The sequence below is a fragment of the Bradyrhizobium sp. 25ACV genome, assembly GCF_054863005.1.
The window spans coordinates 354,154-380,845 of the sequence record NZ_JAVAYO010000005.1; the positions used below are offsets into that span (position 1 = coordinate 354,154).

Annotated in this window: 20 protein-coding genes; 7 read left to right on the top strand and 13 right to left on the bottom strand. The window is 66.3% G+C overall.

Going from position 1 to position 26,692, the window contains the following annotated elements; genetic code table 11:
- The first annotated feature begins 2 nt into the window (after window positions 1-2).
- The 6 genes from RAD04_RS14500 (at window position 3) to RAD04_RS14525 (ending at window position 6,061) form a co-directional block, all read left to right on the top strand.
- Window positions 3-674, top strand: coding sequence for a phosphoribosylanthranilate isomerase (locus RAD04_RS14500; RefSeq protein WP_461624306.1), 672 nt, complete (start codon window positions 3-5; stop codon window positions 672-674).
- Window positions 671-1,888: a tryptophan synthase subunit beta gene (gene trpB, locus RAD04_RS14505; protein ID WP_461624307.1), complete on the top strand. Its 1,218-nt coding sequence runs from the start codon at window positions 671-673 to the stop codon at window positions 1,886-1,888. Before RAD04_RS14500 ends, trpB begins: the two co-directional genes overlap by 4 nt.
- The gene (trpA, locus tag RAD04_RS14510) at window positions 1,885-2,721 is read left to right on the top strand and encodes a tryptophan synthase subunit alpha (protein WP_461624308.1); all 837 of its coding nucleotides are present in this window, start codon (window positions 1,885-1,887) and stop codon (window positions 2,719-2,721) included. Before trpB ends, trpA begins: the two co-directional genes overlap by 4 nt.
- A gap of 173 nt (window positions 2,722-2,894) precedes the next feature.
- Window positions 2,895-3,836 (top strand): acetyl-CoA carboxylase, carboxyltransferase subunit beta, encoded by a 942-nt coding sequence (gene accD, locus RAD04_RS14515; protein ID WP_104465335.1) that lies wholly within the window; start codon window positions 2,895-2,897, stop codon window positions 3,834-3,836.
- Complete coding sequence (locus RAD04_RS14520) at window positions 3,833-5,176, top strand: bifunctional folylpolyglutamate synthase/dihydrofolate synthase (RefSeq protein ID WP_461624309.1); 1,344 nt, start codon at window positions 3,833-3,835, stop codon at window positions 5,174-5,176. Before accD ends, RAD04_RS14520 begins: the two co-directional genes overlap by 4 nt.
- 144 nt (window positions 5,177-5,320) lie before the next feature.
- On the top strand, window positions 5,321-6,061 hold the full coding sequence (locus RAD04_RS14525; protein WP_461624310.1) for a metallophosphoesterase family protein: 741 nt from the start codon (window positions 5,321-5,323) through the stop codon (window positions 6,059-6,061).
- 133 nt (window positions 6,062-6,194) lie between these two features.
- Here the strand turns inward: RAD04_RS14525 and RAD04_RS14530 are convergent, their stop codons facing one another.
- The 12 genes from RAD04_RS14530 to ubiE form a co-directional block, all read right to left on the bottom strand.
- The gene (locus tag RAD04_RS14530) at window positions 6,195-7,202 is read right to left on the bottom strand and encodes an ATP-dependent DNA ligase (protein ID WP_461624311.1); all 1,008 of its coding nucleotides are present in this window, start codon (window positions 7,200-7,202) and stop codon (window positions 6,195-6,197) included.
- A 145-nt stretch (window positions 7,203-7,347) separates the two neighbouring features.
- Entirely contained in the window at window positions 7,348-7,668 is a 321-nt protein-coding gene (gene trxA / locus RAD04_RS14535; protein ID WP_007598398.1) for a thioredoxin, read from the bottom strand.
- 67 nt (window positions 7,669-7,735) lie between these two features.
- Complete coding sequence (gene addA, locus RAD04_RS14540; RefSeq protein ID WP_461624312.1) at window positions 7,736-11,245, bottom strand: double-strand break repair helicase AddA; 3,510 nt, start codon at window positions 11,243-11,245, stop codon at window positions 7,736-7,738.
- Window positions 11,239-14,385, bottom strand: a complete 3,147-nt coding sequence (gene addB, locus RAD04_RS14545) for a double-strand break repair protein AddB (protein ID WP_461624313.1) — start codon at window positions 14,383-14,385, stop codon at window positions 11,239-11,241. The genes addA and addB overlap by 7 nt, the downstream gene beginning before the upstream one ends.
- Window positions 14,386-14,598: 213 nt before the next feature.
- Entirely contained in the window at window positions 14,599-15,321 is a 723-nt protein-coding gene (locus tag RAD04_RS14550) for a nucleotidyltransferase family protein (RefSeq protein ID WP_461624314.1), read from the bottom strand.
- A gap of 118 nt (window positions 15,322-15,439) precedes the next feature.
- A complete protein-coding gene (locus RAD04_RS14555) occupies window positions 15,440-15,757 on the bottom strand; it encodes a PilZ domain-containing protein (protein WP_018323417.1) in 318 nt (105 codons plus the stop codon).
- An 86-nt stretch (window positions 15,758-15,843) separates the two neighbouring features.
- On the bottom strand, window positions 15,844-17,376 hold the full coding sequence (gene tsaE, locus RAD04_RS14560) for a tRNA (adenosine(37)-N6)-threonylcarbamoyltransferase complex ATPase subunit type 1 TsaE (RefSeq protein WP_461624315.1): 1,533 nt from the start codon (window positions 17,374-17,376) through the stop codon (window positions 15,844-15,846).
- A complete protein-coding gene (locus RAD04_RS14565) occupies window positions 17,373-19,877 on the bottom strand; it encodes a sensor histidine kinase (protein ID WP_461624316.1) in 2,505 nt (834 codons plus the stop codon). The genes tsaE and RAD04_RS14565 overlap by 4 nt, the downstream gene beginning before the upstream one ends.
- Before the next feature lie 397 nt (window positions 19,878-20,274).
- Window positions 20,275-20,733 (bottom strand): dUTP diphosphatase, encoded by a 459-nt coding sequence (dut, locus tag RAD04_RS14570; RefSeq protein WP_461624317.1) that lies wholly within the window; start codon window positions 20,731-20,733, stop codon window positions 20,275-20,277.
- Window positions 20,730-22,181 carry a bifunctional phosphopantothenoylcysteine decarboxylase/phosphopantothenate--cysteine ligase CoaBC gene (coaBC, locus tag RAD04_RS14575; RefSeq protein ID WP_461624318.1) on the bottom strand — a complete coding sequence of 484 codons (1,452 nt, stop codon included), beginning with the start codon at window positions 22,179-22,181 and terminating at the stop codon, window positions 20,730-20,732. Before coaBC ends, dut begins: the two co-directional genes overlap by 4 nt.
- A 72-nt stretch (window positions 22,182-22,253) precedes the next feature.
- Complete coding sequence (gene ubiB, locus RAD04_RS14580) at window positions 22,254-23,828, bottom strand: 2-polyprenylphenol 6-hydroxylase (RefSeq protein ID WP_461624319.1); 1,575 nt, start codon at window positions 23,826-23,828, stop codon at window positions 22,254-22,256.
- Window positions 23,825-24,586: a bifunctional demethylmenaquinone methyltransferase/2-methoxy-6-polyprenyl-1,4-benzoquinol methylase UbiE gene (gene ubiE / locus RAD04_RS14585; protein ID WP_461624320.1), complete on the bottom strand. Its 762-nt coding sequence runs from the start codon at window positions 24,584-24,586 to the stop codon at window positions 23,825-23,827. The genes ubiB and ubiE overlap by 4 nt, the downstream gene beginning before the upstream one ends.
- A gap of 81 nt (window positions 24,587-24,667) precedes the next feature.
- On the opposite strand from ubiE, the gene mutM reads away from it, so the two are divergent.
- Window positions 24,668-25,567 carry a bifunctional DNA-formamidopyrimidine glycosylase/DNA-(apurinic or apyrimidinic site) lyase gene (gene mutM, locus RAD04_RS14590; RefSeq protein WP_461616380.1) on the top strand — a complete coding sequence of 300 codons (900 nt, stop codon included), beginning with the start codon at window positions 24,668-24,670 and terminating at the stop codon, window positions 25,565-25,567.
- A gap of 217 nt (window positions 25,568-25,784) precedes the next feature.
- Here mutM and RAD04_RS14595 read toward each other — a convergent pair whose 3' ends face one another.
- Complete coding sequence (locus tag RAD04_RS14595; protein ID WP_461624321.1) at window positions 25,785-26,528, bottom strand: nucleotide-binding protein; 744 nt, start codon at window positions 26,526-26,528, stop codon at window positions 25,785-25,787.
- Between the last annotated feature and the right edge of the window lie 164 nt (window positions 26,529-26,692).

Sequence of the window (26,692 nt, forward strand, 5' to 3'; positions counted from 1 at the left end):
CCATGTCCCTGCTCGTCAAAATCTGCGGCCTGTCCACGCGCGAGACGCTTCAAACGGCGCTCGAGGCGGGTGCGGATATGGTGGGGTTCGTGTTCTTCCCGCCTTCGCCGCGGCACCTGTCCCTGGAGCTCGGCCGCGACCTCGGCCGCCAGGTGAAGGGGCGCGCGCTCAAGGTCGCCCTCACCGTCGACGCCGACGATGCGACGCTCGACAACATCATGGACGCGCTGTCGCCGGACATTTTCCAGCTGCACGGCAAGGAGAGCGTGGCGCGGCTGCGCGACATCAAGCAGCGGTTCGGCCGTCCGGTGATGAAGGCGGTCCCGGTCGCAACCGCGGCCGATCTCGCCGTGCTGCCCGGCTATGCCGCGATCGCCGACCGCATCCTGTTCGATGCCCGCGCGCCGAAGGATGCGACTCGGCCCGGCGGCCTCGGGGAGCCCTTCGACTGGCACCTGCTCGAAAACCTCGACCTGAAGCTGCCCTACATGGTCTCGGGCGGGCTTCATGCCGATAACGTCACTGAAGCTCTCCGCGTCACCCGCGCCGGCGGCGTCGACGTCTCCTCCGGTGTCGAGAGCGCTCCCGGAGTCAAGGATCCCGAGATGATCAAGGCCTTCATTCGCGCCGCGCGCGCCAGTCAAGAGTCCAGCCAAGAGTTGAGTGTTCGATGAACGTCGCCAAACCCAATTCCTATCGCAGCGGTCCTGACGATCGCGGCCATTTCGGCATCTTCGGCGGCCGCTTCGTCGCCGAAACCCTGATGCCGCTGATCCTCGATCTCGAGAAGGCCTACACCGAGGCCAAGGCCGATCCGGCCTTCCAGGGCGAGATGAACGGCTATCTCACGCATTATGTCGGCCGGCCCTCGCCGCTCTATTTCGCCGAGCGCCTGACCGAGCATCTCGGCGGCGCCAAGATTTATCTGAAGCGCGAAGAGCTCAACCACACCGGCTCGCACAAGGTGAACAACGTGCTCGGCCAGATCATGCTGGCGCGGCGCATGGGCAAGAAGCGCATCATCGCCGAGACCGGTGCCGGCCAGCACGGTGTCGCGACCGCGACGCTGTGCGCGCGCTTCGGGCTCGAATGCGTGGTCTATATGGGCGCGGTCGACGTCGAGCGGCAGCAGCCCAACGTGATCCGCATGGAGATGCTGGGTGCGACGGTGGTCCCGGTCCAGTCGGGCACGCGCACGCTGAAGGACGCCATGAACGAGGCCCTGCGCGACTGGGTCACCAACGTGCACAACACCTTCTACTGCATCGGCACGGTGGCCGGCCCGCATCCCTATCCGACCTTGGTGCGCGACTTCCAGTCGATCATCGGCAACGAGACTAAGGCGCAGATGCAGGAGGTCGAGGGCCGCCTGCCGGATTCGCTGGTCGCCTGCATCGGCGGCGGCTCCAACGCGATGGGCCTGTTTCACCCGTTCCTCGACGATCCCTCCGTCGAGATCTTCGGCGTCGAAGCCGCGGGCCATGGGTTGACGCAATTGCATGCGGCGTCGATCGCGGGCGGCCGTCCCGGCGTGCTGCACGGCAACCGCACCTATCTCTTGATGGATGCCGACGGCCAGATCCAGGACGCGCATTCGATCTCGGCCGGCCTCGATTATCCCGGCATCGGTCCCGAGCATTCCTGGCTGCACGAGATCGGCCGCGTGAACTATCTCTCCGCGACCGATGACGAAGCGCTCGCAGCGTTCCAGCTGCTGTCGCGCCTCGAAGGTATCATCCCCGCGCTCGAGCCCGCGCACGCCATCGCCAAGGTGATGGAGCTCGCGCCGAAGCGGCCAAGAGATCACCTGATGGTCGTCAACCTCTCCGGCCGCGGTGACAAGGATGTCCCGCAGGTCGGCGACATCCTGAGGGGCAAGAGCAAGTGACCACGCGTATCGACACCCGTTTCGCCGCATTGAAGAAAGAGGGCCGCGCGGCCTTCGTCACCTATGTGATGGCCGGCGATCCCGATCTCACGACGTCACTCAATATCGTCAAGGCTCTGCCGAAGGCAGGCGCCGACGTCATCGAGCTCGGCATTCCCTTCACCGATCCGATGGCGGATGGTCCGTCGATTCAGGCTGCAGGTCTGCGTGCGCTCAAGGCCGGCATGACCTTGAAGAAGACGCTCGACCTCGTGCGCGACTTCCGCAAGGACGACAACATCACGCCGCTGGTGCTGATGGGCTATTACAATCCGATTTACATTTACGGCGTCGACAAGTTTCTGGCTGACGCCAAGACGGCCGGCGTTGACGGTCTCATCATCGTCGACTTGCCGCCGGAGGAAGACGACGAGCTCTGCATTCCCGCGCTGAAGGCGGGCCTGAACTTCATTCGCCTGGCGACCCCGACCACGGACGACAAGCGCCTGCCGGCGGTGCTCGCGAACACATCAGGCTTTGTCTATTACGTTTCGATCGCCGGCATCACCGGTGCAGCGGCGGCGGACGCGAATGCCGTCGGTGAAGCCGTCGCGCGCATCAAGCGGCATACCAAGCTGCCGATATGCGTTGGTTTTGGCATCCGCACGCCGGAAGCGGCGCGCGCCATTGCCGAGAAGGCCGATGGTTCGGTGGTCGGCACCGCCCTGGTCGACGCGCTCAAGAACAGCCTCGACGCCGAGGGACGGGCGACCGGCAAAACCGTTAACGCCGTGGCTGAGCTGACTGCGGCTCTGGCCCAGGGCGTCAAGGGCGCGCAACAGGCGGCGGAATAGGCCATAATTCCGCTTTAGCTCTTTAGTTTGAGCATGATCTTGTCGGAAAACCGCTTCACACTTTTCCGGATCATGCTCTAAGGCGGACGACACGGCGGCTTGCCGGGCAATGGCCCGGTCGCCATATATCCCTTCAGGCGATCCGCGAGGCGGGTCGCACATCGGAGCAAACCATGAACTGGCTTACCAACGTGGTCCGGCCGAAGATCCGCAACATGCTGCGGCGGGAGACGCCGGAGAATCTGTGGATCAAGTGCCCGGATTCCGGGCAGCTCGTGTTCTACAAGGACGTCGAGGCCAACCAGTTCGTCATACCCGGTTCGAACTACCACATGCGCATGAACGCGGTGGCCCGGTTGAAGTCGATCTTCGACAACGAAACCTGGTACGACGTCGCGCTGCCCGACGTCACGCCCGACCCGCTCAAGTTCCGCGATGAGAAGAAATACGTCGACCGCATCAAGGACGCGCGCGCCCGAACCAATCTGAACGACGCGATCAAGGTCGGTTACGGCAAACTCGAAGGCTCCGCCGTCGTCGTCGCCGTGCAGGATTTCGATTTCATGGGCGGCTCGCTCGGCATGGCCGCAGGCGAAGCCATCGTCCGCGGGCTGGAGCTCGCGGTCGAGAAGAAGTCACCATTCATCGTGTTCGCCGCATCGGGTGGCGCACGCATGCAGGAAGGCATTTTGTCGCTGATGCAGATGCCGCGCACGACGGTCGCGGTGCAGATGCTGCGCGAGGCCAAGCAGCCCTACATCGTCGTGCTGACCAACCCGACCACCGGCGGCGTCACCGCGTCCTATGCGATGCTCGGCGACGTGCAGATCGCCGAGCCCGGCGCGCTGATCGGCTTTGCCGGCGCCCGCGTGATCGAGCAGACCATCCGCGAGAAGCTGCCTGAAGGTTTCCAGCGCGCCGAGTATCTGAAAGAGCACGGCATGGTCGACATGGTCGTGCATCGCCACGAGCTGCGTCCGACCCTGGCGCGGCTCTGCCGTCTGCTGACCAAGGCCCCGGCGCTGGAGACCGCGTCGAAGCCGATGCAGCCGGTACTCAGCCCGGCACAGATCGTATCGGCCGCCGAGACGGCGCCGGCTGCGCCGCACGCGTGAACGCGTCCCCTGACAGCGCGAAGACGCCGCTCGGTGAATTGATCGGGCGGCTGTCGGTCCTGCATCAGAAGCGCATCGATCTCGGGCTCGAGCGGATGCACCGCCTGCTCGAACGGCTCGGCCACCCCGAACGCAAGCTGCCGCCGGTGATCCACATCGCCGGCACCAATGGCAAGGGATCGACGCTCGCTTATCTGCGCGCGACGCTGGAGGCCGCAGGCCTGCGCGTCCACGCCTACACCTCGCCCTATCTTGTCAGGATCAACGAGTGCTTCCGACTCGGCCGCGTTGGCGGTGGCGTGCTGGTCGGTGACGACGAATTGCGCGCGGCTCTGGAAGAGGTCGAGCGCGTCAATGCCGGCGAAGCCGCGACATTGTTCGAGCTGAAGACGGCGGCCGCTTTCCATTTGTTCGCACAGAACCCGGCCGACGTGGTGCTGCTCGAAGTGGGCCTCGGCGGTCGGCTGGATTCGACCAACGTGATCGATGCGCCGGCGGCCTGCGTGATCACCCCCGTCAGCATGGACCACATGGATTTCCTCGGGGATACCCTGACATCGATCGCCGGCGAGAAGGCGGCGATCATCAAGCGCGGCGTGCCCGTGATCTCCGCGGAGCAGGCGCCGGAGGCAATGACGGTGATCGAGGCGCAGGCCAAGCGCATGCGCGCGCCGCTGTTTGCGGCGAACGAGAGCTGGCACGTCAATGTCGAGCACGGTCGCCTCGTCTACTCCGACGATCGCGGCCTGATGGATCTCACCGCGCCGCGGCTGTTCGGCCGCCACCAATTCGACAATGCCGGTCTCGCGATCGCGACGCTGCGCGCGATTCCGAACTTTGGGATCAATCAGGCGGCGTTCGAGGCCGGCATCGTCGGTGCCGAATGGCCGGCGCGGATGCAGCGCATCACCTCGGGCGAGCTGCTCGCTCTCGGACCGCAGGGCTCGGAGATCTGGCTCGATGGCGGGCACAATGCCGAAGGCGGCCGTGTGGCAGCCGCCGCGCTCGGCGATCTCGAAGAGCGGGTGTCGCGGCCGCTGGTCGTCATCGCCGGCATGATGGCCAACAAGGATGCACAGGGCTTTCTCGCCAATTTCGCCGGTCTCACCCGTCACATCATCGCGGTGCCGATCCCCGATACCGAGAACGCGATGCCGGTCGATCGTCTCGCCGACGCCGCGCGCAGCCTCGGCATGCGCGTCGAGACCGTCTCCGGCGTCGAAGCCGCGCTGCGTGGCCTGTCGAAGCTCGCCTACGAGGTGCCGCCGCGCATCCTGATATCAGGCTCGCTGTATCTGGCCGGCCACGTGCTGGCGATCAACGGCACGCCTCCTGCTTGAATTTCGTGTCCCGGACAAGGCGCATCGCGCAAGCGATGAGCCGCAGAGCCGGGACCCAGAATGCCGCAACATGGGCCCCGGCTCTGCAGTGCACCGCTAAAGAAGCGCTGCACTGCGTCCGGGGCACGAGAGTGGGAAATGCCAATGCGCTTCGCCGCCATCGCCGACGTCCACGGGAACTATCTCGCGCTGGAGGCGGTGCTCGCCGACATCCGTGCCCTTGATATCACCGCCATCGTCAATCTCGGCGACATGCTGAGCGGCCCGCTTGATGCGCGCCGCACCATCGAGATCCTGATGGCGCTCGACGCCGTGCACGTGCTCGGCAATCACGACCGCTATCTGCTCGACCGTCCGCCGGAGAAAATGGGCTCGTGGGATCGTCCCGCCCACGCAGCGCTCAACGCCGCGCAACTGGATTGGCTGCGCGTGCAGCCGATGACGCGGGTGTTTCGCGAGCAGGTGTTCCTCTGCCACGCCACGCCCGATAACGACGAAGTCTACTGGCTCGACACGGTGCATCCCGATGGCACGGTCGCGCTGTCTCCGCTCGACCGGATCGAGCGGCTCGCGCAAGGTATCGCGCAGTCCCTGATCCTCTGCGCTCACACGCATCTCGCCCGTGCGGTGCGACTTCGCGACGGCCGGCTGATCGTCAATCCCGGCAGCGTCGGCAGTCCCGGGTATCGCGACAAGCATCCGTATCCGCATGTCGTGGAGGCCGGCACGCCGCATGCGCGTTATGCGATCCTCGAACTGGCCAGCGGCGGCTGGCAGGTGACATTCCGCCGTGTCGCGTACGATCACGAGGCAATGGCGGCGTTGGCACGGCGCAACGGTCAGCCGGAGCTGGCGAACGCGCTGGCGACGGGATGGATCGAATAGCGACGCTCCTGTCCCGGACGCGGCGCGGCATGAAATGACGCGACGCAGAGCCGGGACCCAGCACGCGATGGGCCCCGGCTCTGCACCGCATCGCTGAAGAAGCGCTGCGGTGCGTCCGGGGCACGAGCGCGGATTACTTCAACATCTTCATCGGGTCCGCGGCCTTCTGCTTCAGTTGCTCGAAGCTGCATTGCCGTGGTGCCTTGTCGGGGCGCCAGCGCAGGATCGAGGTGCCGTGGCGGAAGCGTTCGCCGCTGAAATGGTCGTAGCAGACCTCGATCACCAGCTTCGGCTTGAGCGGACACCATTTCGCCGAGCGCTCGGTGGACCAGCGGCTGGGCCCGCCCGGCGCGTTGCCGGTGAAGCCGGGCTCTGCGATCAGCGCCTCAACCCGGTCGGTCAGGGCAGGCTTCTCCTCCGCCTTGATCGCGGATGTGAAGCCGACATGGTGCAGCAAGCCAGCATCGTCGTAGAGCCCGAGCAGCAGCGAGCCGACCACCTTTCGCCCGGCGATCTTGTTGGTGGCGTAGCGGAAGCCGCCGACGACGCAATCGGCGCTGCGGAATTTCTTGATCTTCTGCATGCCGTCGCGATTGCCGGCCTGATAGGGCAGGTCGACGCGCTTGGCGATGACGCCGTCCGAGCCGCCACCGGATTGCGCCAGCCATTTTTTCGCGGTGGCATAGCTCGTCGTTGCCGGTGAGAGGTGGAAGAGACTGCCTTTCAGATGGGTCTTCGCAAATGCTTCCAGCACCGGCCGCCGCTCGCTGAGCGGCTTCTCGACAAGCTGCTTTTCCTTGGCGGTCGCGAGCAAATCGAAGGCGAGATAGAGCGCCGGCGTCTCCGTCGAGAGCTTCTTCACGCGGCTCGCCGCCGGATGAATCCGTTGCAGCAGCGCGTCGAACGAAAAGCTTTTTCCCTGCGGTACGACGATCTCGCCGTCGAGCGTGAAACGGTCGGCTTTCAGCTTCAGCGCGGCAGCGACGATCTCTGGGAAATAGCGCGCGAGGTCCTCGCCGGATTTGGAGCGCAAATCGACATGGCTGCCATCGCGCGACAGCAGGCAGCGAAAGCCATCCCATTTCGGCTCATATTGCCATTCCTTGCCGCGCGGAATCGCGTCGACCGACCGCGCCTCCATAGCAGCGAGAGAAGTCGATTTTCGCGCGCGCTTTGCGGGAGGGGCAGGCAAGGGCTGGGACTCGTCATACGCTGGACACGTCCCATCAACGCAAAACGGCCAGCTTTCGCCGGCCGCTTCCGAAAAAAATCTTACGCCGGAGAGATCACACCGCGGAGGTGATCCACTGCTGCAGCTTTGCCTTCGGCGCCGCGCCGACCTGGCGGGAGGCCATCTCGCCGCCCTTGAAGATCATCAGGGTCGGGATCGACATCACGCCGTACTTCGAGGCCGTCTTCGGGCTCTCGTCGACGTTGAGCTTCACGATCTTGACCTTGTCGCCCATCGCGCCGGCGATCTCGTCGAGGGCGGGTGCGATCATGCGGCAGGGGCCGCACCACTCAGCCCAGAAATCGACGACCACAGGACCGTTCGCCTTGAGCACTTCGGCTTCGAAATCGGTGTCAGAAACCTTGCCAACGGCCATGGGAGTACCTCGTTCGGTTGAAAGAATCGGCGCGGATGGGAATCGCGCCCGGGATCATGCCGTCAACCTATGAACGGCCCCTTGCCGGGTCAAGGACGCTCACACCGAGATGAAGGGATGCCAGCGCCGCGTCCAGCGCGGGGGCTGAAATCTCCATATATTCAAGGGCCTCGGTCCAGAGCAGGACGGCGCGGATGGGCTTTTGGGGATAAAGCCGCGCCAGCACCGCCCGGTACAGCGCGAGCTGCCGGACATAGGCGGCGGGCGCTGCGGCCGCGTTCTTGGGCGCCGCCTGATTGGTCTTGAAATCGACGATCAAAACCTCCTCGGGGCGAACGACCAGCCGGTCGATCTGCCCCGACACCAGCGCTGGCGCCCGGCCCGGCCGCTCCAGCCGGCCGGCGATGGCGACTTCCGCCCGGCTGCCGGCGGCAAACACGGCTGCGAAGCGCGGCTCCGCGATCAAGGCGAGCACCTTGTCGGCCAAAGCGGCGCGGTCGGCCTCCGTCCAGTCCGCGGCGTTGCGCGCCATGAAGCCGAGCGCGGCCTCGCGCCGGCGTTCCGCGGCGATATCGGGCAGGGATTGCAGGAGACGGTGCACCAGCGTGCCGCGCTGTAGTGCCAGCGCGCGGGACTGGACCGATTCGCCTGTCCGCACGCTGCGGCCTTCCTCGGCCGACTGGCCGGACGGACGCACCAGGTCGTCGTCCACGGTCTCGAGCGGCGCCGGCGTTCGCAGCCAGGCCGGCAGCGCGACGGTCTGGTCCACGGTCGCCGCCGGGACACCCAGCGCCGCGACATCCTCCGGCCGGGCGAATCGGGTCACCTTGCCGAGCGGCGTCTCGATCACCTGCTTGTCGAGGCCCGAGCCTTTGAGCCCGGTGTCGACCAGGTCGTACCAGCTCAGCTTGCGCACCGTCTTCATGTTACCGGGCATGCAGCCGCCGACGATCAGCCGGTCGGCCGCGCGCGTCATCGCGACATAAAGCAGGCGGCGATATTCGTCCTCGGTTTCCTCGATCATGGCCTTGCGCGCGTCGGCGACAGGCTTGGGGTCGTCGGCCTTGCGGCCAGCCCAGACCACGACCTCGCCGCCATTGCCGCGCGGCACGTGGATCAGTCGGACCCGCTGCGAGTCCGCGGGCGACGACGTGGTGTCGACCATGAACACGACCGAGGCCTCCAGGCCCTTGGCGCCGTGCACGGTCATCACCCGCACCTCGTCGCGCGAGATTTCCATGTCGCGCTTCACCTCGGTGTCGGCGGAGCGCAGCCAGGCCATGAAGCCTTGCAGCGATGCCGGCGCCTTGCGCTCACAGCTCAGCGCCAGCTCCAGGAATTCGTCGAGCGCGTCGTTGGCCTCATGCCCGAGCCGGCGCAGGATGCGCGCACGGCCGCCGTCGCCCCCTAACAGCCAGGCGTAGAACGCGAACGGCGTCTCCTCGCGCGCGCGCGTCTCACAGGCTTCCAGGCGCCGCAACACAGTCGCGAGCTTCTCGCTTCCGGCCGCATGCTCGCCGAGCGCGCGGCGCAGCGAGCCCTTGCGGTCATGGGCCAACTGGAACAGATCGTCGTCATCGAGGCCGAACAGCGGGCTCTTCAGCGCCACCGCCAGCGCGAGATCGTCCTGCGGCAGCAGCAGGGCATCGGCGAGATTCATCAGGTCGATGATCGCGATGTGCTCGGTCAGCTTGAGCCGGTCGGCGCCGGCCACCGGAACACCAGCGTGCTTCAGTGCCTGGATCACGGCATCGAAGGCATTGCCGCGCCGGCGCACCAGGATCAGCATGTCGCCATAGCGCAGCGGCCGCCTCTCGCCTTCGTGCCCGGTCAGCGTGCCACTCTCGACCAGCCGCTTGATCTCGGCCTGGATGCGGCGCGCCAGCTTGACCTCGGGGCTGGTGACGGCGACGCCGTCGAACGGCGCGCGCCAGCCTTCGATCTCCTGGCGGTCGTCGGCGACAGCCAGATCCCACAGCTCGATCACGCTCGGACCGGCATCGGCCAGCGCGTTGTGCAGGGGATGGCCGATCTCGACCGAATGGATGCTCTTGTAGATCTCCTGCTCGCGGAAGACGTGGTCGACCGAGTGCAGGATCGCAGCGCCCGAGCGGAACGAATAGGTGAAGGCGACCGGATCGAACTTCAGCCCTGCCGAGGTGAACTTGCGGTGCAGCTCGCGCCGGCGCGCATCGAACTCGTGCGGGGCGGCGCCCTGGAACGAGAAGATCGACTGCTTCTCGTCGCCGACCGCGAACACCGTGCGGTTCAGCCCCTCGCGCGCGCCTTCCCCGGCGGTGAATTCGGAGATGATGTGCGCGACGATGTCCCATTGCCGGGGGCTGGTGTCCTGGGCCTCGTCGATCAGGACGTGATCGACGCCGCGGTCGAGCTTGTAGTGCACCCAGCCCGAGGCGATGCGGTTCAGCATCGCCAGCGTCTTGTCGATCAGATCGTCATAGTCGAGCAGCCCGCGCTCCTGCTTCTCGCGACGGTAGTTGGCGGCGGCCGCGGTCGCGATATGCAGCAGGGCCGCGGTGCGGTCGCGCATGGTCACGGCGCGGCGCTTCTCGACCAATCCGCTGATGCGCTGCGCCTCGTTCTCGAACAGGCGGGCGACGGACGGATTGTGGTCGCCAAACTTCTTTGTCAGCACCGCCTTGCGCGGCAGCTTTTCGTCGGTGAGGAAGACGGAGAGATAGGCATCGACCTGTGCGCTGCCGGAAAAGACCTTTGCCTCCCGGAGCCGGCTGGCCTGGTCGTTGTCGGACTTGCTGCCGTCCTCCAGCGCAAAGGCGATGTCGTCCCAGCGCGATCGCGGCAGATAGGGTCCATCGAGAATCTCGGTCTCGACGTCCTCGATGCGATCGCTCGCATCAACGCCCAACGCCGCCGCCATCTGCGCAGCAGCGGCTTCGGCGTTGCCGGCCTCGTCCGTCCAGGCCATGAAGTGATCGCGGCTCAGGCACGCCTCGCGCACGACCTCCTTGAACGTGACGTCGGCCGCGCTCGCCATCGCGGTCAGCAATGCGCGACCGGTGACGCTCTCCGGATCGCGCGCCGCCTCCAGCAGCACCTTCAGATTGGCGCGCTCCATCATGTCGGTCTGGTCGCGCTCGTCGATCACGGCGAAGCGCGCGGGAACGTTGGCCTCGAACGGAAATTGCTGGAGCAGGCGCGTGCAGAGCGCGTGGATGGTCTGCACCTTCAGCCCGCCCGGCGTCTCCAGCGCGCAGGCGAACAGTTTTCGCGCGTCACGCCGAATTTTCGCGCTGGGATGCGGGATGCCGACAGCGCGGATCGCTGCGTCGAGCCCAGTATCATCCAGCGTCACCCAGTGACCGAGCGTGGTGAACACGCGCTCGGCCATGTTGGCGGCGGCGGCCTTGGTAAAGGTGATGCAGAGGATCTTCTCCGGCGGCACGCCCGACAGCAGCAGGCGGATCACGCGCTGCACCAGCACATGGGTCTTGCCCGAGCCGGCATTGGCCGACACGAACGCCGACGCAGTCGGATCGGACGCGCGCGCCTGCCGCGCGCGCACCTCGTCGGGAATGGGACGTGGCAGCTTCACCATTCCTCGATCCCCAAACCGCCGGCCGCCGACCATTCCTTGATCCGGGCGAGATCGTCATAGGTGCCGTAGCGATTGGACCACATCGGCAGGTTCAGCGAGGTGTAGGGCTGGTTCTCGTCGTCGAAGGCACGGATCAGCGCCTCCAGCTTGGCGCGCGCTTCGGCGGCCGCCGTGTCCGGTGGCTGCGGCTCGTCGCCGGGTTTGTACTTGAGCTCGAGGATGCGCTCCTCGCCCGGCGGATTGTTGCCGCTCAGGCGCACATAGACGAGCTGGCTCACCGACGCGCCGGCGTCGATATCGGGAAAGCCACCCTCGCGCAGGATCGCGGCCTCCAGGGTGAGCTGCGGCGACAGGCCCATGCGAACCTGCTTGCCGGTCGGCGGCTGTTCGGTCTTGTAGTCGAGGATGGCATAGCCGCCGCCCTGGCGCCGCTCGATGCGGTCGGCGCGTGCCGAAAGACGGAAGCTGCGCGCGCTGTCGAGCACGATTGAAATCTCGCCGCGCGTCTCCGCGACGATGGCCTCGATCGCGTCGCGGCGTGCGGTCTCCCATTCGCCGAACCAGCGCGCGATGCGCTGGAAGCGCGGCCACCACAGCGCCCGCGCTTCGGGCCGCTCCATCAGCGGCGCAAAGTGCTTCTCGCCGATCGTGCGTAGCACGCGCGCGGGATCGTCGGGCAGACGCGTCGCATAGCTCTCGGTAAACTCGCCGATCGCGTCGTGAATCGCCGAGCCGCGGTCGGCGGCCGACAAGGGCATGTCGACGGGATCGAGCGCATCGAGCCGCAAAATGTGTTTGGCGTAGATCGTGTAGGGATCGCGCAGCCAGTCCTCGATCGCTGTCACCGACATCCTGAGCGGTCGCGTCGCGCGCGGCGGCCGCGGCTCGGGCTGCTTGATCGGCCTGACCTCGTCCGGCTGGTCCAGCGCACCCGCGAATTGCACATATTGCTCGCCGGCGCGAACGGCCGCCTTCCAATGATCGTCGCCCGCAACCGCCTCCAACCGGTGCAGGAAGCGCGAAGCCACCGCCGGCGCGCCGCCAGCCTTGGCGGAATGGGTGAGGATCACCTCGTCGCCGCCGAGCAGCTGGGCAAAATCGTGGGCGGAGAGGCCGATGCGCCGCTCCGGCAGATCGAGGCCGAGCTCGTGCCGCATCGGCCGGCTGAGCCAGGGGTCGATACGCGGCGCCGGTGGCCAGACGCCTTCGATCAGCCCGCCGACGATGATGCGATCGGCCTGCATCAGGCGCGATTCCAGCGGGCCGTAGATCTGGAGCCGCGCGCCCGGCTTGTCGCGCCGCCGCACCGCGCGCTCGCTGAACGCGGTCTGGAAGACGTCGGCATAGTCGAGCAGCGTCACCATCAATCCGCTGGTTGTGCCGCCGCGCAGCAGATCGTCGAAGGCGCCGGCGAGCGCGAGGCCTTCGCGCTCCTCGAAGGCGAGCGGGATGCCCTGCTCGTCGCGCGACAGCTCGATCATGATTTCGCGGTGCCGGTGCGCGAGTTCGGCGAAGTCATATGGTTTTGCCGACGCGAGACTCTCGATCGGTGCCAGCGCCTTTTGCAAGGCATCGATCAGCGTCTGGATGCGGTCGATATTCTCGGCCTTGAGACGCGCACGGGGCTCGGCCTTGTGAAGCGCGGAGACCTCGCTGCGCCACAGCTTTGTCAGCTCGTCACGAAAGCGGTTGAATTCGCGCAGCAGGCCGCCGGTGCCGGCAGGGGGGCGCGTGCCACGCAGGACTGCAAGCTCGAGATCTTCGATCGCCGCCTTCCACGCGCCAGGGAGCCGGCCGAGCCGGCACAGCGGATGCTTCAGCATCGCCAGCAGTGTCGGCGGCTCCAGTCCCTTGGTCGCCGCTTCCGCCATGAGCCGGGCAAAGACGCCCGCGGAGGTTTCCATCAGCACGTCGCCGCCGGAATCGTCGAAGGCGAGATCCCATCGGGTCAGCGCAGCCATCACCCGCCGCGCCAGCGCGCGGTCCGGCGTGACCAGCGCCGCCGATTTGTCGAGATGCCGCGCCTCGCGCATCGCAATCGCGATCGCGAGCGCCTCCATTTCAGGGTTGGGTGCTTCTACGACCGCGAGGTTCTTCATGCCGCCGGAGATCTTCGCCGCGACATCCGGTTGCTTCAGCCGGTCGTGCCAGACTTCCGTCTTGGCGGATGGCCGCATCGATTCCGATGCGAGCAGATCGCGGCCGCTGTCCGCTGGCGGCTGGAGGATCTCGACGTCGCTGCGCTTGATGCCAAAACGATCCAGCAGCGCCTGCATGGCATATTGCGGATGGTTCGACGCCGGATGCTCCGCGAACTTGCCGAGCGCATCGCGCACGCCGCCGATGCTGCGCCAGGCGTCGTCGTCGAGATCAGTATCGAGGCCCGGCAGCACCACCGCGCCATGCGGCAGCGAGGCGACCGCGTGCAGAAATTTGGCGGTGGCCGGCATCGAGCCGGTCGAACCCGCTGCGATCACCGGCCCGCTCGGATGCGCGGTCAGCCGTTTGGCTTCCGCCGCGATCAGGAGATCGCGCCGCGCCGCCGGCTCGATCCGGTTGATCTCGGCGAGATGTCCGGGCCAGGCGATGCGCGCGATGCGCAGAAATTCGAGCGAGTGCTGCCAGTAGCGGTCGAGGTTGTCAGGTACGAGACCGTCGAGCGCGCTCCAGTCAACGCCGCGCGTCACCATGTCGTCGATCAGGCGCGCGAGGTCGCCGGCGAGCGCCAGCGTCGAAGCAGGTCCGCCGACCACCAGGGGCGACAGCACCGGGCCCTTGGCCCAGGCCGCGACCAGCTGAGCCAGCGTCAGCCGTCGTTCGAGCTCGCCGAGCCGCGGCGGTATGTCGAGCGGCGTTGCGCCGGAGAACTGCTCGCCCTCGTCGGCGAAGGCGAGCTCATCCTCGTCGATGTCGCCGAGCGCGACGATGCGCGGCAGCACCACGGCGTCCGCTTTCATCTCGTCGAGGAATATCTCTCGAACCACGCGCATCGCGCGCCGTGTCGGCAGATACAGTGTGGCGTCCGCCAGACGCGCCGGTTCCTTGCGCGCCTCGAATCCCTCGACCAGCCGTCCGTCGAGCAGGCTCGCGACGATCGTGCGCAGGAATGGAACTGAGAGGGGAACGCTGAAGACGCGCATGAGCTGCCTGATTCGGAGATCAGGGCAATATAGGGAGGCGAGGTCGAATGGTCATGGGGCGGGGGGAAGTCGTCCCCGCTGTTTGCGAGACCTGACAGGTCTTGTAGGGTAGGCAAAGCGAAGCGTGCCCACGCATTTTGCCATCGAGAGAGATGGTGGGCACGGCGCTAGGGCGCCTTTGCCCACCCTACGGCACCGTCTTCGGGGCGCCTCTTACGCCACGCTCTCCAGAAACGCCTCTTCCGCGGCGTGCACGGCGTCGGGCGTGCCGACATGCATCCAGACGCCGTCGAGGCGGAGGCCGAACAGCCGCTCCTGCTCGTTGGCGCGGTCGAACATTTTCGTCAGCGAGAACTCGCCCTGCGGCGCGCCTTCGAAGATCGACGGCGACAGGATCGCAGCGCCAGCATAGACGAACGGAACGACTTCCTTTTCCTTGCGCTTGCGCAAGGCGCCGTCGGGCAGCATGCCGTAATCGCCGCGACCGCTATAGCCGATGCTGGTCGCGGTCGGCGCCATCAGCAGCAGGATATCCATGCGCGCGGGGTCGAAATTTTCGGCGAGCCGCGTCAAATTGGAGCGCACGCCGTCGATCCACAGCGTGTCGGAATTGACGTGGTAGAACGGTGCGTCGCCGAGCAGCGGCAGCGCCTTGACCACGCCACCGCCGGTGCCGAGCACCTGGTCGCGCTCGTCAGAAATTGTCACGCGCGGAAGCTGGCGCGATGCGACGTGATCGATGATCTGATCCGGCAGGTAATGCACGTTGACCACGGCCTCGGTCACGCCGGCATGGCCGAGCTTGTCGAGCACGTGATCAAGCAGCGGCTGGCCGGCCACCGGCACCATCGGCTTCGGCATCTTGTCCGTCAGGGGACGCATGCGCAGGCCAAACCCTGCGGCGAGCACCATGGCTTTGGTCGGTTTGACGGACATCCTTCGCTTTCTCAGACCTTTCGCGTTCGCAGCAATCCTAACACGAGGTTCGATCACCCGCACCGCATCTCAACCGCCTTAGCCACCCGCCGTGACGGTTGTACGACGGGTGTTGCCATCATGCCCCGACGGCTGTGGAACGCGCCTTTTTCTTCTTGTCGCCGAGCTTGAGGAAATTGACCCCGATCTGGTCGCCATTGACCCAGGCCAGTTCGCAACGCCGGTACGCAAGTCCGGTGGACGACAGCAGCAGAAAGAACTCCTTCAGATGGAGGCCTTCCACCGAGCCGTCGATGGTCAGCTTGGCGCCGGTCTCGGAGACGTCCTCCATGGTGCAGTCGCGCCGCCAGGTGCCGTCGATCCCCATCATCTGGGCCGAGATCCCGCGCTCGAAGACAACCCGGCTGTTGCCGCGCTGGTCCGTCTTTACCGCCATCTGCCCGCTCCAGCCCGTAATGATCCGGCTGCCTCGCCGCCAGAATACCGGCGTCTTGGCTAACAGCTGGTAAATCGGCCTCCGAATCAGGCGTTTGGCGGACTTTGGGGCGGTGGCACGTTGGCGAGATACCAGTCGCGCAAAGAGCTCAGCGCGGGATGTGCCAGCGAGCGTTGGAGATAGGTCCAGATCCGCGGCTGGTGACGCAAATAATGCGGCTTGCCATCGCGGCGGTTGAGGCGGGCGAAGGTGCCGAGCAGCCGCGTGTTCCGCTGTGCCGACATGATCGCGTAGAGCTCGGCGAACCCGGCCGGATCGAAGCCGGCATCGCCAGCGCGCCGCGCCTTGATGTAGCGCGACAGCAGCGTCAGCTCGAGGCTTTCGGGCACGTCGAGCCGGGCGTCCTGAAGCAGCGACACCACGTCGTAGGATTGCGGTCCGAGCACGGTGTCCTGGAAATCGATCACGCCGACGCGCGCGATGCCGGCGCGATCCCCAAGCCAGATCAGATTGGGCGAGTGATAGTCGCGGATGATCCACGTCCTCGGCGCGGCCAGCGGCTTCTTCAGCAGCTCGCGCCACATCGCGAAGAATTCCGAGCGTGCCGCCTCGCTCAGCGGCGCGTTGCGATCGGGCAGGTACCATTCCGGCATCAAGCCGATCTCGATCAGCAGCGCCTCGGTATCGAAGAGGGGGATGGCGTAGGTCTGTCCGCCCATTGGCAGCGTTTCCGGCAGCGACTTGCCGTGCAGCGCGGCCAGCACGTCGGTCGCGGCCTCATAACGCTCGGCAATCGGGCGCGGCGGGTCGCCTTCGATCACGCCTTCACTGCCGAAATCCTCGGTGATCAGGAAGCCATGGTCGAGGTCGGAATGGTGGATCGCGGGCGCCGAGATGCCGTGCGCGCGCAGGCCTTCGTCGATGGCGACGAACGGCTTGACGTTCTCGGCGAGATGCACCGCGGCGCTGTAGGATTTGCCGTTGTACGTCGCAGCACCATCAGGGCGCTGCGGAAAGTTCATGAGGATGACGATCTCCTCGTCGCGCAAGAGCCGCGCATAGGAGCGCGTCGAGGCATCGCCGGCCATGCGCCGACGCGTCGCCTCGAGATAGCCGGAGGCATCGAGGAATTCGCGCAGCGCCTGCAGCCGCGCGACAGTGGCCCCACTCTTGCCGTAACCGGTGATGTCGGCGGCGCGCGCATTCGAGCCCAGCGCCGGCCGATGCGTCAGCGCGATGTCGATGCGATCCTGTGGCATCGCCGACGGCGCGCGCTCCGGCCATTCGATCAGGACGAGTGTTGCATCCGGCAGCGGCGACAGCCCGATCTCCTCGAGCTCGCTCTCGTCCTCGACGCGGTAGAGGTCGGCGTGCATCACCGGAAAGGGCGGCAGCTCATAGCCTTGCACCAGCGTGAAGGTCGGGCTCGGCACCTCAAGCGCCTCGTCGCCGGCGAGGTAGCGGATCATGGCGCGGGCGGCGGCGGTCTTGCCGGCGCCGAGATCGCCGGTGAGGGTGATGAGATCGCCGGGGCCAACCAGCAGCGCGAGGTCGGCCATCAATTGTGCGGTGGCCGTCTCGTTGTGAAGCGCGACGGAGAGTTTGATGGGTTCTGTCATTCGGCGGCGTCGCGATGCGCCGCCTGGTCGGTCGGGAAGTCGCAGATCACGACCGTGCCCCGGCCGACGATCGAATCCACCCGCACCTTGCCGCCATGCAGCTCGACGAAGGAGCGCACCAGCGACAGGCCGAGCCCGGCGCCGCGGTGACGCGAGCCCTGCGAGCGGCTTTCGAACCAGTTGAACACCTTGTCCTTCATATCGGCAGGTATTCCAGGCCCGGAATCTGTCACAGTGAAGACCACGCTGCGTTCGGTGCGGCGCGCGCTGATGCCGACGGTGGAATCCTGTGGAGAAAACCCGACGGCGTTGGCGAGGAGGTTATAGAGCACCTGCACCACGCGCTTCTCGTCGCCGACGAAGCTGCCGACATCGGGCGCGATCTCGACCTTGAGGCGGATGCGGTCGGTGGCGAGCCGGTCCTGGATGCCTTCGGCCGCGAGCTCGATGGTCTTGCTGACGTCGACCGGGCCGAGTTCCAGCTTCATCGCGCCGGCGTCGATCGTGGCGAGATCGAGGATGTTGTTGGTCAGCGCCAGCAGCGCGTTGGTCGATTTGGTGACGTAGTCGAGATATTCGGCCTGTTTCGGCGTCAGCGGCCCGGTCGAGGGATCGCTGAGGAAATGCGCGAAGCCGATGATGGTGGTGAGCGGCGAGCGCAGCTCGTAGGAGACGTGGTGGACGAAATCCACCTTCATCTGGTCGGCGGCTTCCAGCGCCTCGTTGCGCTCGCGCAGCGCGCGCTCGACGTTCTCGGTGTCGGTGATGTCCTGGAACGTCAGCATGGTGGCGCCGTCATGCAGCGGGCGGATCATGCCGTCGAGCACGCTGCCGTCCTTGCGCTCCAGCTTCAGCGGCACGTCGGCGCGGCTCTCGATCGAGGTGACGGCTTCGCGGATCTGGCGCCAGACCGCGGGATCGTCGAACAGCTGATGGCACCAGCCTTCCACCGTCTGGATGTGCGGCTCGTCGCGCATGGCATCGCTCGACAGCTTCCACATCCGGACGAAGGCCGGGTTGAACAGTTGCGCCTTGCCGTTGCTGCCGAACACCGCGACGCCCTCGGCGAGGCTGTCCAGCGTCTCGCGCTGGACCCGGATCATGCCGTCGAAGCGGCGGGCGAGCTCGAGGCTCTCGGTGACATCGTCGAACAGATAGGTGACGCCGCCTTCCGGGTTTGGCGTGGTGACGACCGAGAGCGCGCGGCCGTCGGGCAGATACCAGGTGTCCTTGGTGGTCTCGACCGCGCGATAGGCCTCGTGCAGCTGGGACTTCCAGGCACGGAAGTCCGGCTGCTCCGGCAGCTTGCGCGCAGCGCGGAGCTGGTCGAGGACGCTGGAATCATCGGGATTGGCGTCTAGGAAGGTGCGGTCGAGGTCCCACAGCCGCCGGTAGGAATCGTTGTAGAAGGCGAGCCGGCGCTGACCGTCGAACACGGCAACGCCGGAGGAGAGCTGATCGAGCGTGCGGCGATGCGCCTCCGCCATCCGCACCAGCGCCGAGCTGAGCGCGTCCGCCTCGCTGGCATCGATGGCGACGCCGACGCTGCCGCTGCCGACATTGACCGCGCGCACGTCGTAGATGCGGCGCTCGCCGCTGATCACGATCGGCAGCCGCGCGTTGAAATTGGCGGTGTCCTTCAGTCCCCGCTCCATCGCGGTGCGGTCGGCGCTGTCGAGCAGCTCGAGCTTGCGCTCCTGCGCGTCGGTGACGTTGTTCGCCTCGGTCGCACGGACATAGGCCGGGTTGGCGTAGGTCAGCGCGCCGTTCTCGCCCTTGGCCCAGATCGGCCAGGGTGCATTGGCGGCAAAGCCGCGCAGCATCTCGGTCTCGTCGGAGAGCGCGTTATAGCGCAGATTGGTCTCGGCGAGATCGCGGCGGAGCCCCGAGAGTTCGCGAATCCGGACAATGGCTTGGCCGCCGATGGCGCGGCCGATGGCCTCGAGCGTGTGGCCATGCGCGGTCGTCAGTGTCAGCTGGAACCCGTCGCCGCGGTCACGCAGCGCATCGACGGCATGATCCATCTGGAGCGCAGGTTCCGGCGGCAGCCAGGTTCCGAATGCGAGCACGCGTTGTGGCGAGGAATCGCGCGGCAGCACCATGGAGATGTCGCCCGAGATCTGCGCGCGATTGTCGCCGGCCGGCCAGGAGATCAGGATCTGCGGCTCGGCGAACAGCAGCGCGCCGAAGCGGTCGGCCTGGAGCTGGAGTTCCCCGATTCGGGCGCGCAGCCGCGCCTCGTTCTTCGCGGTACGCACGCGCGTGCGCATCAAGAGGATCGCAGCCACCACCGAGAAGCCGAGCAAGGCCAGCGCGGTGGCGAGCACCGCGAGTTCCTGCCGGTTGAAATCCAGCATGATGGAGAGGGTGTCGATGAGGTCGGCCGCCTCGGCCGGCGCAGCCGGCAGCAGCGCTGCAAGAGCGCCTCCCAACAAGCCGTTGCGCACGAGCGATGTGCACGACAGCAGCGTCCGACGCATCGACACGATCACGCCTGACATAGTTGCCCCAAGACCGCACGAATTTACGCGCGGCGACCCCCGTCGCGCGCGAATCAAACGACAATACCCCCACCGTGACTCCGCCGGTAAGAGTCCAGATCGTGAACGCAAAGGCGGCCCCAAAAAAATGCAGGGTGAAGGGTTCCAACTCACGTAAATCTTCGGATGATTCGGCTGGAACCGTCGTGCGTTAGCGCGTTGTGCGAATCGCGGGCCGCGATGAAAGTGCACTCCCTCTCCCGCTCGCGGGGGAGGGTTGGGGTGGGGTATCGCCGCAACGGGACACTCCCCCAGAGGAGAGAACCCTCACCCGCGTGGCGCGGGACGATGCTTCGCATCGCCCGGGGCTCCGCGACCTCTCCGCAAGCGGGAGAGGTGAAGCCAACTCGCAACTCGGCTAGCGGCCGGTCGAGCCGAAGCCGCCGGCGCCGCGATCGGTGGTCGACAATGTGGCCACCGGAACCAGCGCGGCTTGCACGACGGGCGCGATCACCATCTGGGCGATGCGCTCGCCGCGCTTGATCACGAACGGCGCTGCGCCGTGATTGATCAGGATCACCTTGATCTCGCCGCGATAATCCGCGTCGATCGTGCCCGGTGAGTTCAGCACGGTGACGCCGTGCTTGGCCGCAAGTCCCGAGCGCGGCCGCACCTGCGCCTCGTGCCCGGCCGGCAAGGCGATCGCAAGGCCGGTTGGCACCAGCGCATATTGGCCGGGGGCGAGCGTCATCGGCTCGCTGTCCGGCACCGCCGCCATCAGATCGAGGCCGGCAGCCTCTGTGGTCTGATAGGCCGGCATTGGCAGGCCTTCGGCATGGGCCAGGCGTTGCAATTCGACAGTGACCTTCGTGCTCAAGATGCCGGCTCCAGGGATTTGTCGGTCACGCTTCGTGCGACATGCGCGACCAGTTCGATGGCGACCTGTTCCTTGGTCATCACCGGCCAGGAATCAACTGCAATCTCGCCGTCCTTCTCACCATTCTTGCGACTGATCAGATGCACCGTGTTGCGGTCGCCGCCCATCACGCCGGTGGCGGGCGAGACGTCATTGGCGACGATCCAGTCGCAGCCCTTGCGGACAAGTTTTGACTTGGCGTTGTCGATGAGGTGTTCGGTCTCGGCGGCAAAGCCGATCACCAGCGGCGGACGCTTGTCGGTCAGCTTCGAGATTGTGGCGAGGATGTCGGGGTTCTCGATCAGCTGGAGCGGCGGCATGCCGGCTGCGGTCTTCTTCAGCTTCTGCTCGCCTTCGTTGGCGACGCGCCAGTCGGCGACGGCGGCAGCAAAGATCGCGATGTCGGCGGGAAGCGCGGCCTGCACCTGCTCCAGCATCTGCCGCGCCGATTCCACATGCTTCACCGTCACGCCCTGGGGATCGCTGAGGTCGACCGGACCGCTCACCAGGATCACCTCGGCGCCGGCGGCTTGTGCGGCGGCGGCAATGGCAAAGCCCTGCTTGCCGGAGGAGCGGTTGGCGATGTAGCGCACCGGATCGATCGGCTCGTGGGTGGGACCTGCGGTGATCAGCACGCGCTTGCCGGCAAGCGGCTTCGGCGACGGCGGCCGCAGCAGGCGCTCGGCAGCGGCGGCGATCTCGATGGCTTCCGACATGCGGCCGGTCCCGGCTTCGCCCGCTTCCGCCATCTCGCCGGAATTGGGTCCGATCAGCACCACGCCGTCGCGCTGCAGCTGCGCGAGGTTGCGGCGCGTCGCCGCATTGGTCCACATCAGCGGGTTCATCGCCGGTGCCAGCAGCACCTTGCCGTTGGTCGCGAGCAGGATGGCGCTGGCGAGATCGTCGGCGTGGCCGTTCGCCATCTTCGCCATCAAGTCGGCGGTCGCGGGCGCCACCACGACCAGGTCGCAGTCGCGCGCGAGGCGGATATGGCCGGCGTCGAACTCGCTCTGGGGGTCAAACAGGTCGGTATAGACGCGCTCGTGGGAGAGAGCGCTGACCGCCAGCGGCGTGACGAATTGCTGGGCCGCCTTGGTCAGGACACAGCGAACCTCGACGCGGCGCTCCTTCAGCCTTCGAATCAGGTCGAGCGATTTATAGGCCGCGATGCCGCCGCCGATGATCAGGGTGACGCTGGCCTCGGGGACAGCGCCGGTGCGCTGGAGAGCGGGGGCGGAGGATGCCGCAGGCGGTACCGCAAACGGCGTCAGCGGCTCCTCGCGGCCCTCGATCAGCTCCCGCAGGATGACCCGGACCTCTTCCTCGACCGACCTGCGGTTCTTGGCCGAGCGCAGCCGCAAATAGGTTTTGACGGCGTCGTCGAGCTTGCGGATGGTCAGGCTTGCCATGACGCCCCTCCAGCACGGAATGATAGCGATGCTATCACTTGTGTGATTGCAATGCAATCATGCTTTTGGCAATCATAGATTCCGGACGGCGATCAGGATCCCGATGAAGGTCGCGGCGATGATCCAGAGCGCGACGGTGCGCCAGCGGTTCTTGCGGCCCTCGCTGCGGCCCATCGCGGCGATGCTCTCGGGCGACAGCCTGATGCCCTCCCGCGTCATGGTCTCGAGCTGCTCGAGCACCTTCACCGACCGCTCGGCGATCTCCGGCATGCGCATCAGCACGCGCGCGATGTCTCCGGTCCCGGCGAGCGCGCCTTGCACCCGGCCGATCGGCCCGAGATTGCGCTCGATCCATTCGCGTACCACGGGGTCGGCGACCTTCCAGATGTCGAGCCTGGGATCGAAGCCGCGCGCCACGCCTTCGACCACGACCATGGTCTTCTGGAGCAGGATGAGCTCGGGACGCGTTGTCATGTCGAATAGGCCGGTGACCTCGAGCAGCAGCGTCAAGAGCCGCGCCATCGAGATCTCTTCCGCCGTGCGGTTGTGGATCGGTTCGCCGATGGCGCGAATCGCCTGCGCGAAGTTCTCGACCGAGTGATGCGCGGGCACGTAGCCCGCCTCGAAATGCACCTCGGCGACGCGGCGATAATCGCGGGTGATGAAGCCGAGCAGGATTTCGGCGAGGAAGCGCCGCTCCTTCATGCCAAGCCGGCCCATGATGCCGAAATCGACCGCGACGAGCCGCCCGGCGTCATCCAGAAACAGATTGCCCGGATGCATGTCGGCGTGGAAGAAGCCGTCGCGCAGCGCGTGCCGCAGGAAGCTCTGGATCACCTTGCGGCCGAGATCTGGCAGGTCGACCTGCGATTCCGCCAGGCGCTTGTGATCGTTCAGCGCGATGCCGTCGATCCACTCCATCGTCAGCACGTTGTGCGTGGTGCGGTCCCAGTCCACGGCCGGCACGCGGAAATCAGGATCGCCCTGCGTGTTCTCTGCCATCTCCGACAGCGCCGCAGCTTCCAGCCGCAGATCCATCTCCATCGCGACCGAGCGCGACATGGTGTTGATGACTTCGATGAGGCGCAGGCGCCGCGCTTCGGCCGAATAAGCCTCGGCCTTGTGCGCGACGAAGAAGAAATCGGAGAGGTCGCGGCGGAAGCGCGTGGCGACGTTGGGCCGGAGCACCTTGACCGCAACCGACTTGCGGATGCCGGCGTGCAAGACCTCGCCGCGATGCACTTGCGCGATCGAGGCCGCCGCGACGGGAGGGCCGAAGCTCACAAACACATCCTTCAGCGGCCGCTCCAGCGAGGTCGCGATCGCGGCTTCGGCTTCGTTTTGCGGAAACGGCGGCAGGCGGTCCTGGAGACTTTCGAGGTCGCGCGCCATGATGACGCCGACGACGTCGGGGCGTGTAGCCAGGAATTGTCCGAGCTTGAGATAGGCGGGGCCCATCCGCGTCAGCGCGCGCGATATCCGCGGGCCGTGCTTGACGCCACGCCGTTCGACCAGGCGCGCCAGCTTCAGCGCGAGCTGTCCCGGCGGCGGCACCAGGCTCGGATCGACCGAGCCGAACACGCCCTCGCGCGCAAACACGAACGCGGCGCGGATCAGGCGCGCAATGTGGGTGAACGCAGAGATCACAAACGCCAGCCCGAATGCAGTGCGACGATGCCGCCGGACAGGGTCTGCCAGCTGACGCGGGCGAAGCCGGCGTCGCGGATCATGTCGGCGAAGGCGTTGGGTTTCGGAAACTTGCGGATGGACTCGACGAGATATTGGTAGGACTCGGCATCGCCCGTGATCATGCGGCCGAGCGGCGGGATCACCTTGAACGAGAACAGGTCGTAGATCCGGTCGAGCCCGGGCATTTCGACGGTGGAAAATTCCAGGCACAGGAAGCGGCTGCCGGGCCTCAGCACGCGATGGGCCTCGCGCAGCGCCAGATCGATTCGGGGCACGTTGCGAATGCCAAAAGCGATCGTATATGCGTCGAAGCTGCGGTCGGCGAAGGCGAGCGCTTCGGCATTGCCTTCGACGAAATCGACCCGGGTGTCGAGATGGCGCTTCGCGGCGCGCTCGCGGCCGACCGCCAGCATGTCGGTGTTGATGTCGCAGACGGTGGCATGGAATCCGGGGCCCGCGGCCTTGGCGGCGCGGAACGAGATGTCGCCGGTGCCGCCGGCCACGTCGAGCAACGCGAACGGCCGGTCGCTCCTGGGCGGGTCGAGCGCGGTGATCATGATGTCCTTCCAGACCCGGTGCAGGCCCCCGGACATCAAATCGTTCATCAAATCATAGCGCGACGCCACGCTGTGAAACACATCGTTCACCAGCGTCTGCTTGTCCCCCAGGGGGACGTCCCTGAAGCCAAAATGCGTGGTTTCGCCCGGCCGATCCATTACTCTACTCCACTGGGCGAACCATAGCGCGCCCGCCGCAATGGCGCTATCACACCGCCCTCATAAGGTGAATGCCTGACCATGCCTGAATTGCCCGAAGTCGAGACCGTCCGCCGCGGCCTTCAGCCTGTGATGGAGGGTGCGAAAATCCTGGTGGCGGAGGCCCGCCGGCCAGACCTTCGCTTTCCGTTCCAGCCGGATTTCGTAGCCCGGCTCCAGGGGCAGGTCGTCACCGGGCTCGGCCGGCGTGCAAAATATCTCATGGCCGATCTCGCCTCAGGTGATGTGCTCTTGATGCATCTGGGCATGTCGGGCTCGTTCCGCGTCATCAAGCCGGACAACGAGGCAGCTCCGGGCGAGTTTCACTATCCTAGGGGTAAGGACTCCACGCACGACCACGTGCTGTTTCGGATGTCCTCCGGCGCCGACATCGTCTTCAACGACCCGCGCCGCTTCGGTTACATGAAAGTGATCGCGCGTAACGCACTCGAAGAGGAGCCGCTGCTGCGCGGCCTCGGCCCCGAGCCGCTCGGCAATGAATTCGACGCCGCGATGCTGGCGCGGTCCTGCGAAGGCAAGACCACCAGCCTGAAGGCCGCGCTGCTCGACCAGCGCGTGGTGGCGGGGCTCGGCAACATCTATGTCTGCGAAGCCCTGCATCGCTCGCATCTGTCGCCGCGCCGGATCGCGGCGACGCTCGCGACCAAGGGTCGCAAGGGCGTTGGCGGCGGCGAGCCGACCGATCATGCGAAGCGATTGGTAAGTGCGATCCACACCGTGCTGAACGACGCCATCAAGGCCGGTGGCTCGTCCTTGCGCGACCATCGCCAGACCTCGGGTGAGCTCGGCTATTTCCAGCACTCGTTCAAGGTCTACGACCGCGAAGGCGAGAAATGCACGACGCCGGGCTGCGGTGGCACGGTCAAGCGGTTTACGCAGAATGGCCGGTCCACCTTCTGGTGTCAGAAGTGTCAGAAGTGACGTAGCCCGGATGGAGCGCAGCGAAATCCGGGTCCAGCGTGACCGCGGAGAGACTTCCCGGATTGCGCTGCGCTCCATCTGGGCTACGACGCGAAAATAGAGCGTCTACAAAAACCGCGAAGCGAAGCAATCCGGCCGGGCTGGTGGCCGGATTGCTTCGTCGCTAGGGCCCTTCCGGATGGTGAAGGGCCGACCGCCGTCAGAGCGATTGCCCCGCTCAGGACGCCAGTGTCGTGGTCTCGTCCGCCGAAAGATCGGCAGCGACATGCAGCATGCCGTCCGCAGGCGACATCACCTGATCGATCAGGACATTGGTCGCGGCTTCGAGCTCAAGCCGGGCTTCGATCCAGCGCCACAGGCCGCGGATCTCGTCCGCCGACTTGCCGTTCGGCGCGAATTCGCTCACGGCAAGGCCGCTCGCGAGCGAATCCTGGTGGTCGTTACGCATCACGATCAGCGGGCGCGCGAGCACGTCCGAAAGATCGAGCGCCGCTTCCTCGGCGAGGGTGTTGGCGGCGTTGTCGATGCGCTGGCCGCGGATCGGGGTCTGGTTCAGCACGAAGCTGTAGGGCCGCTTCCAGGCGCGCGCGACGCTGAGCGTCGAGACGGTCGCCTCGATGTCGGCGACGCTCGGGCGGGCCGGGATCAGGCAGAGATCGGAATGGCGGATCGCAGCGGTGGTCGCGGCGCTGAGGCCGGCGGCGGTGTCGATGATCGCGAGCTGCAGGCCGCTGTCAGCCAGCATCTTCAGGCGCGGCTCGATGTCGGCGGCGTGATAAATCGGCTCGACGACGAGATCATCGGTGGTGCGGCGGCGCTGCCAGCTCGACAGGGTGCCCTGCGGGTCGGTCTCGATCAGGCAGACGGTGAAGCCGGCCTGCTTGGCCGCGAGCGCGAGGCCGATGGCGAGCGTGCTCTTGCCGCTGCCACCCTTTTGGGTGGCCAGTACGATCGTGTGCATTGGAAGATGAATCCTTTGGATTGCTTGGGTCTCGGGATAACGCCACGCGAACGTGCATCGCTTCTCGATGCTGAGCTCTTCTCGCTCAGGACGTGCCCTGCCCGATCCAAAGGGGGACCGCGGATGTCCGAATCAACAATAACGATGATGGCGAAATCGGGATT

Bases quoted from the DNA above. Each gene is read 5' to 3' on its own strand.
- RAD04_RS14530 (WP_461624311.1), bottom strand. From the start codon at position 7,202: ATGGAGGCGCGGTCGGTCGACGCGATTCCGCGCGGCAAGGAATGGCAA.
- trxA (WP_007598398.1), bottom strand. From the start codon at position 7,668: ATGGCCGTTGGCAAGGTTTCTGACACCGATTTCGAAGCCGAAGTGCTC.
- coaBC (WP_461624318.1), bottom strand. From the start codon at position 22,181: ATGGCAAGCCTGACCATCCGCAAGCTCGACGACGCCGTCAAAACCTAT.
- RAD04_RS14565 (WP_461624316.1), bottom strand. From the start codon at position 19,877: ATGTCAGGCGTGATCGTGTCGATGCGTCGGACGCTGCTGTCGTGCACA.
- tsaE (WP_461624315.1), bottom strand. From the start codon at position 17,376: ATGACAGAACCCATCAAACTCTCCGTCGCGCTTCACAACGAGACGGCC.
- trpB (WP_461624307.1), top strand. From the start codon at position 671: ATGAACGTCGCCAAACCCAATTCCTATCGCAGCGGTCCTGACGATCGC.
- RAD04_RS14595 (WP_461624321.1), bottom strand. From the start codon at position 26,528: ATGCACACGATCGTACTGGCCACCCAAAAGGGTGGCAGCGGCAAGAGC.
- mutM (WP_461616380.1), top strand. From the start codon at position 24,668: ATGCCTGAATTGCCCGAAGTCGAGACCGTCCGCCGCGGCCTTCAGCCT.
- RAD04_RS14500 (WP_461624306.1), top strand. From the start codon at position 3: ATGTCCCTGCTCGTCAAAATCTGCGGCCTGTCCACGCGCGAGACGCTT.
- accD (WP_104465335.1), top strand. From the start codon at position 2,895: ATGAACTGGCTTACCAACGTGGTCCGGCCGAAGATCCGCAACATGCTG.
- RAD04_RS14550 (WP_461624314.1), bottom strand. From the start codon at position 15,321: ATGTCCGTCAAACCGACCAAAGCCATGGTGCTCGCCGCAGGGTTTGGC.
- addB (WP_461624313.1), bottom strand. From the start codon at position 14,385: ATGCGCGTCTTCAGCGTTCCCCTCTCAGTTCCATTCCTGCGCACGATC.
- ubiE (WP_461624320.1), bottom strand. From the start codon at position 24,586: ATGGATCGGCCGGGCGAAACCACGCATTTTGGCTTCAGGGACGTCCCC.
- RAD04_RS14555 (WP_018323417.1), bottom strand. From the start codon at position 15,757: ATGGCGGTAAAGACGGACCAGCGCGGCAACAGCCGGGTTGTCTTCGAG.
- addA (WP_461624312.1), bottom strand. From the start codon at position 11,245: ATGGTGAAGCTGCCACGTCCCATTCCCGACGAGGTGCGCGCGCGGCAG.
- RAD04_RS14525 (WP_461624310.1), top strand. From the start codon at position 5,321: ATGCGCTTCGCCGCCATCGCCGACGTCCACGGGAACTATCTCGCGCTG.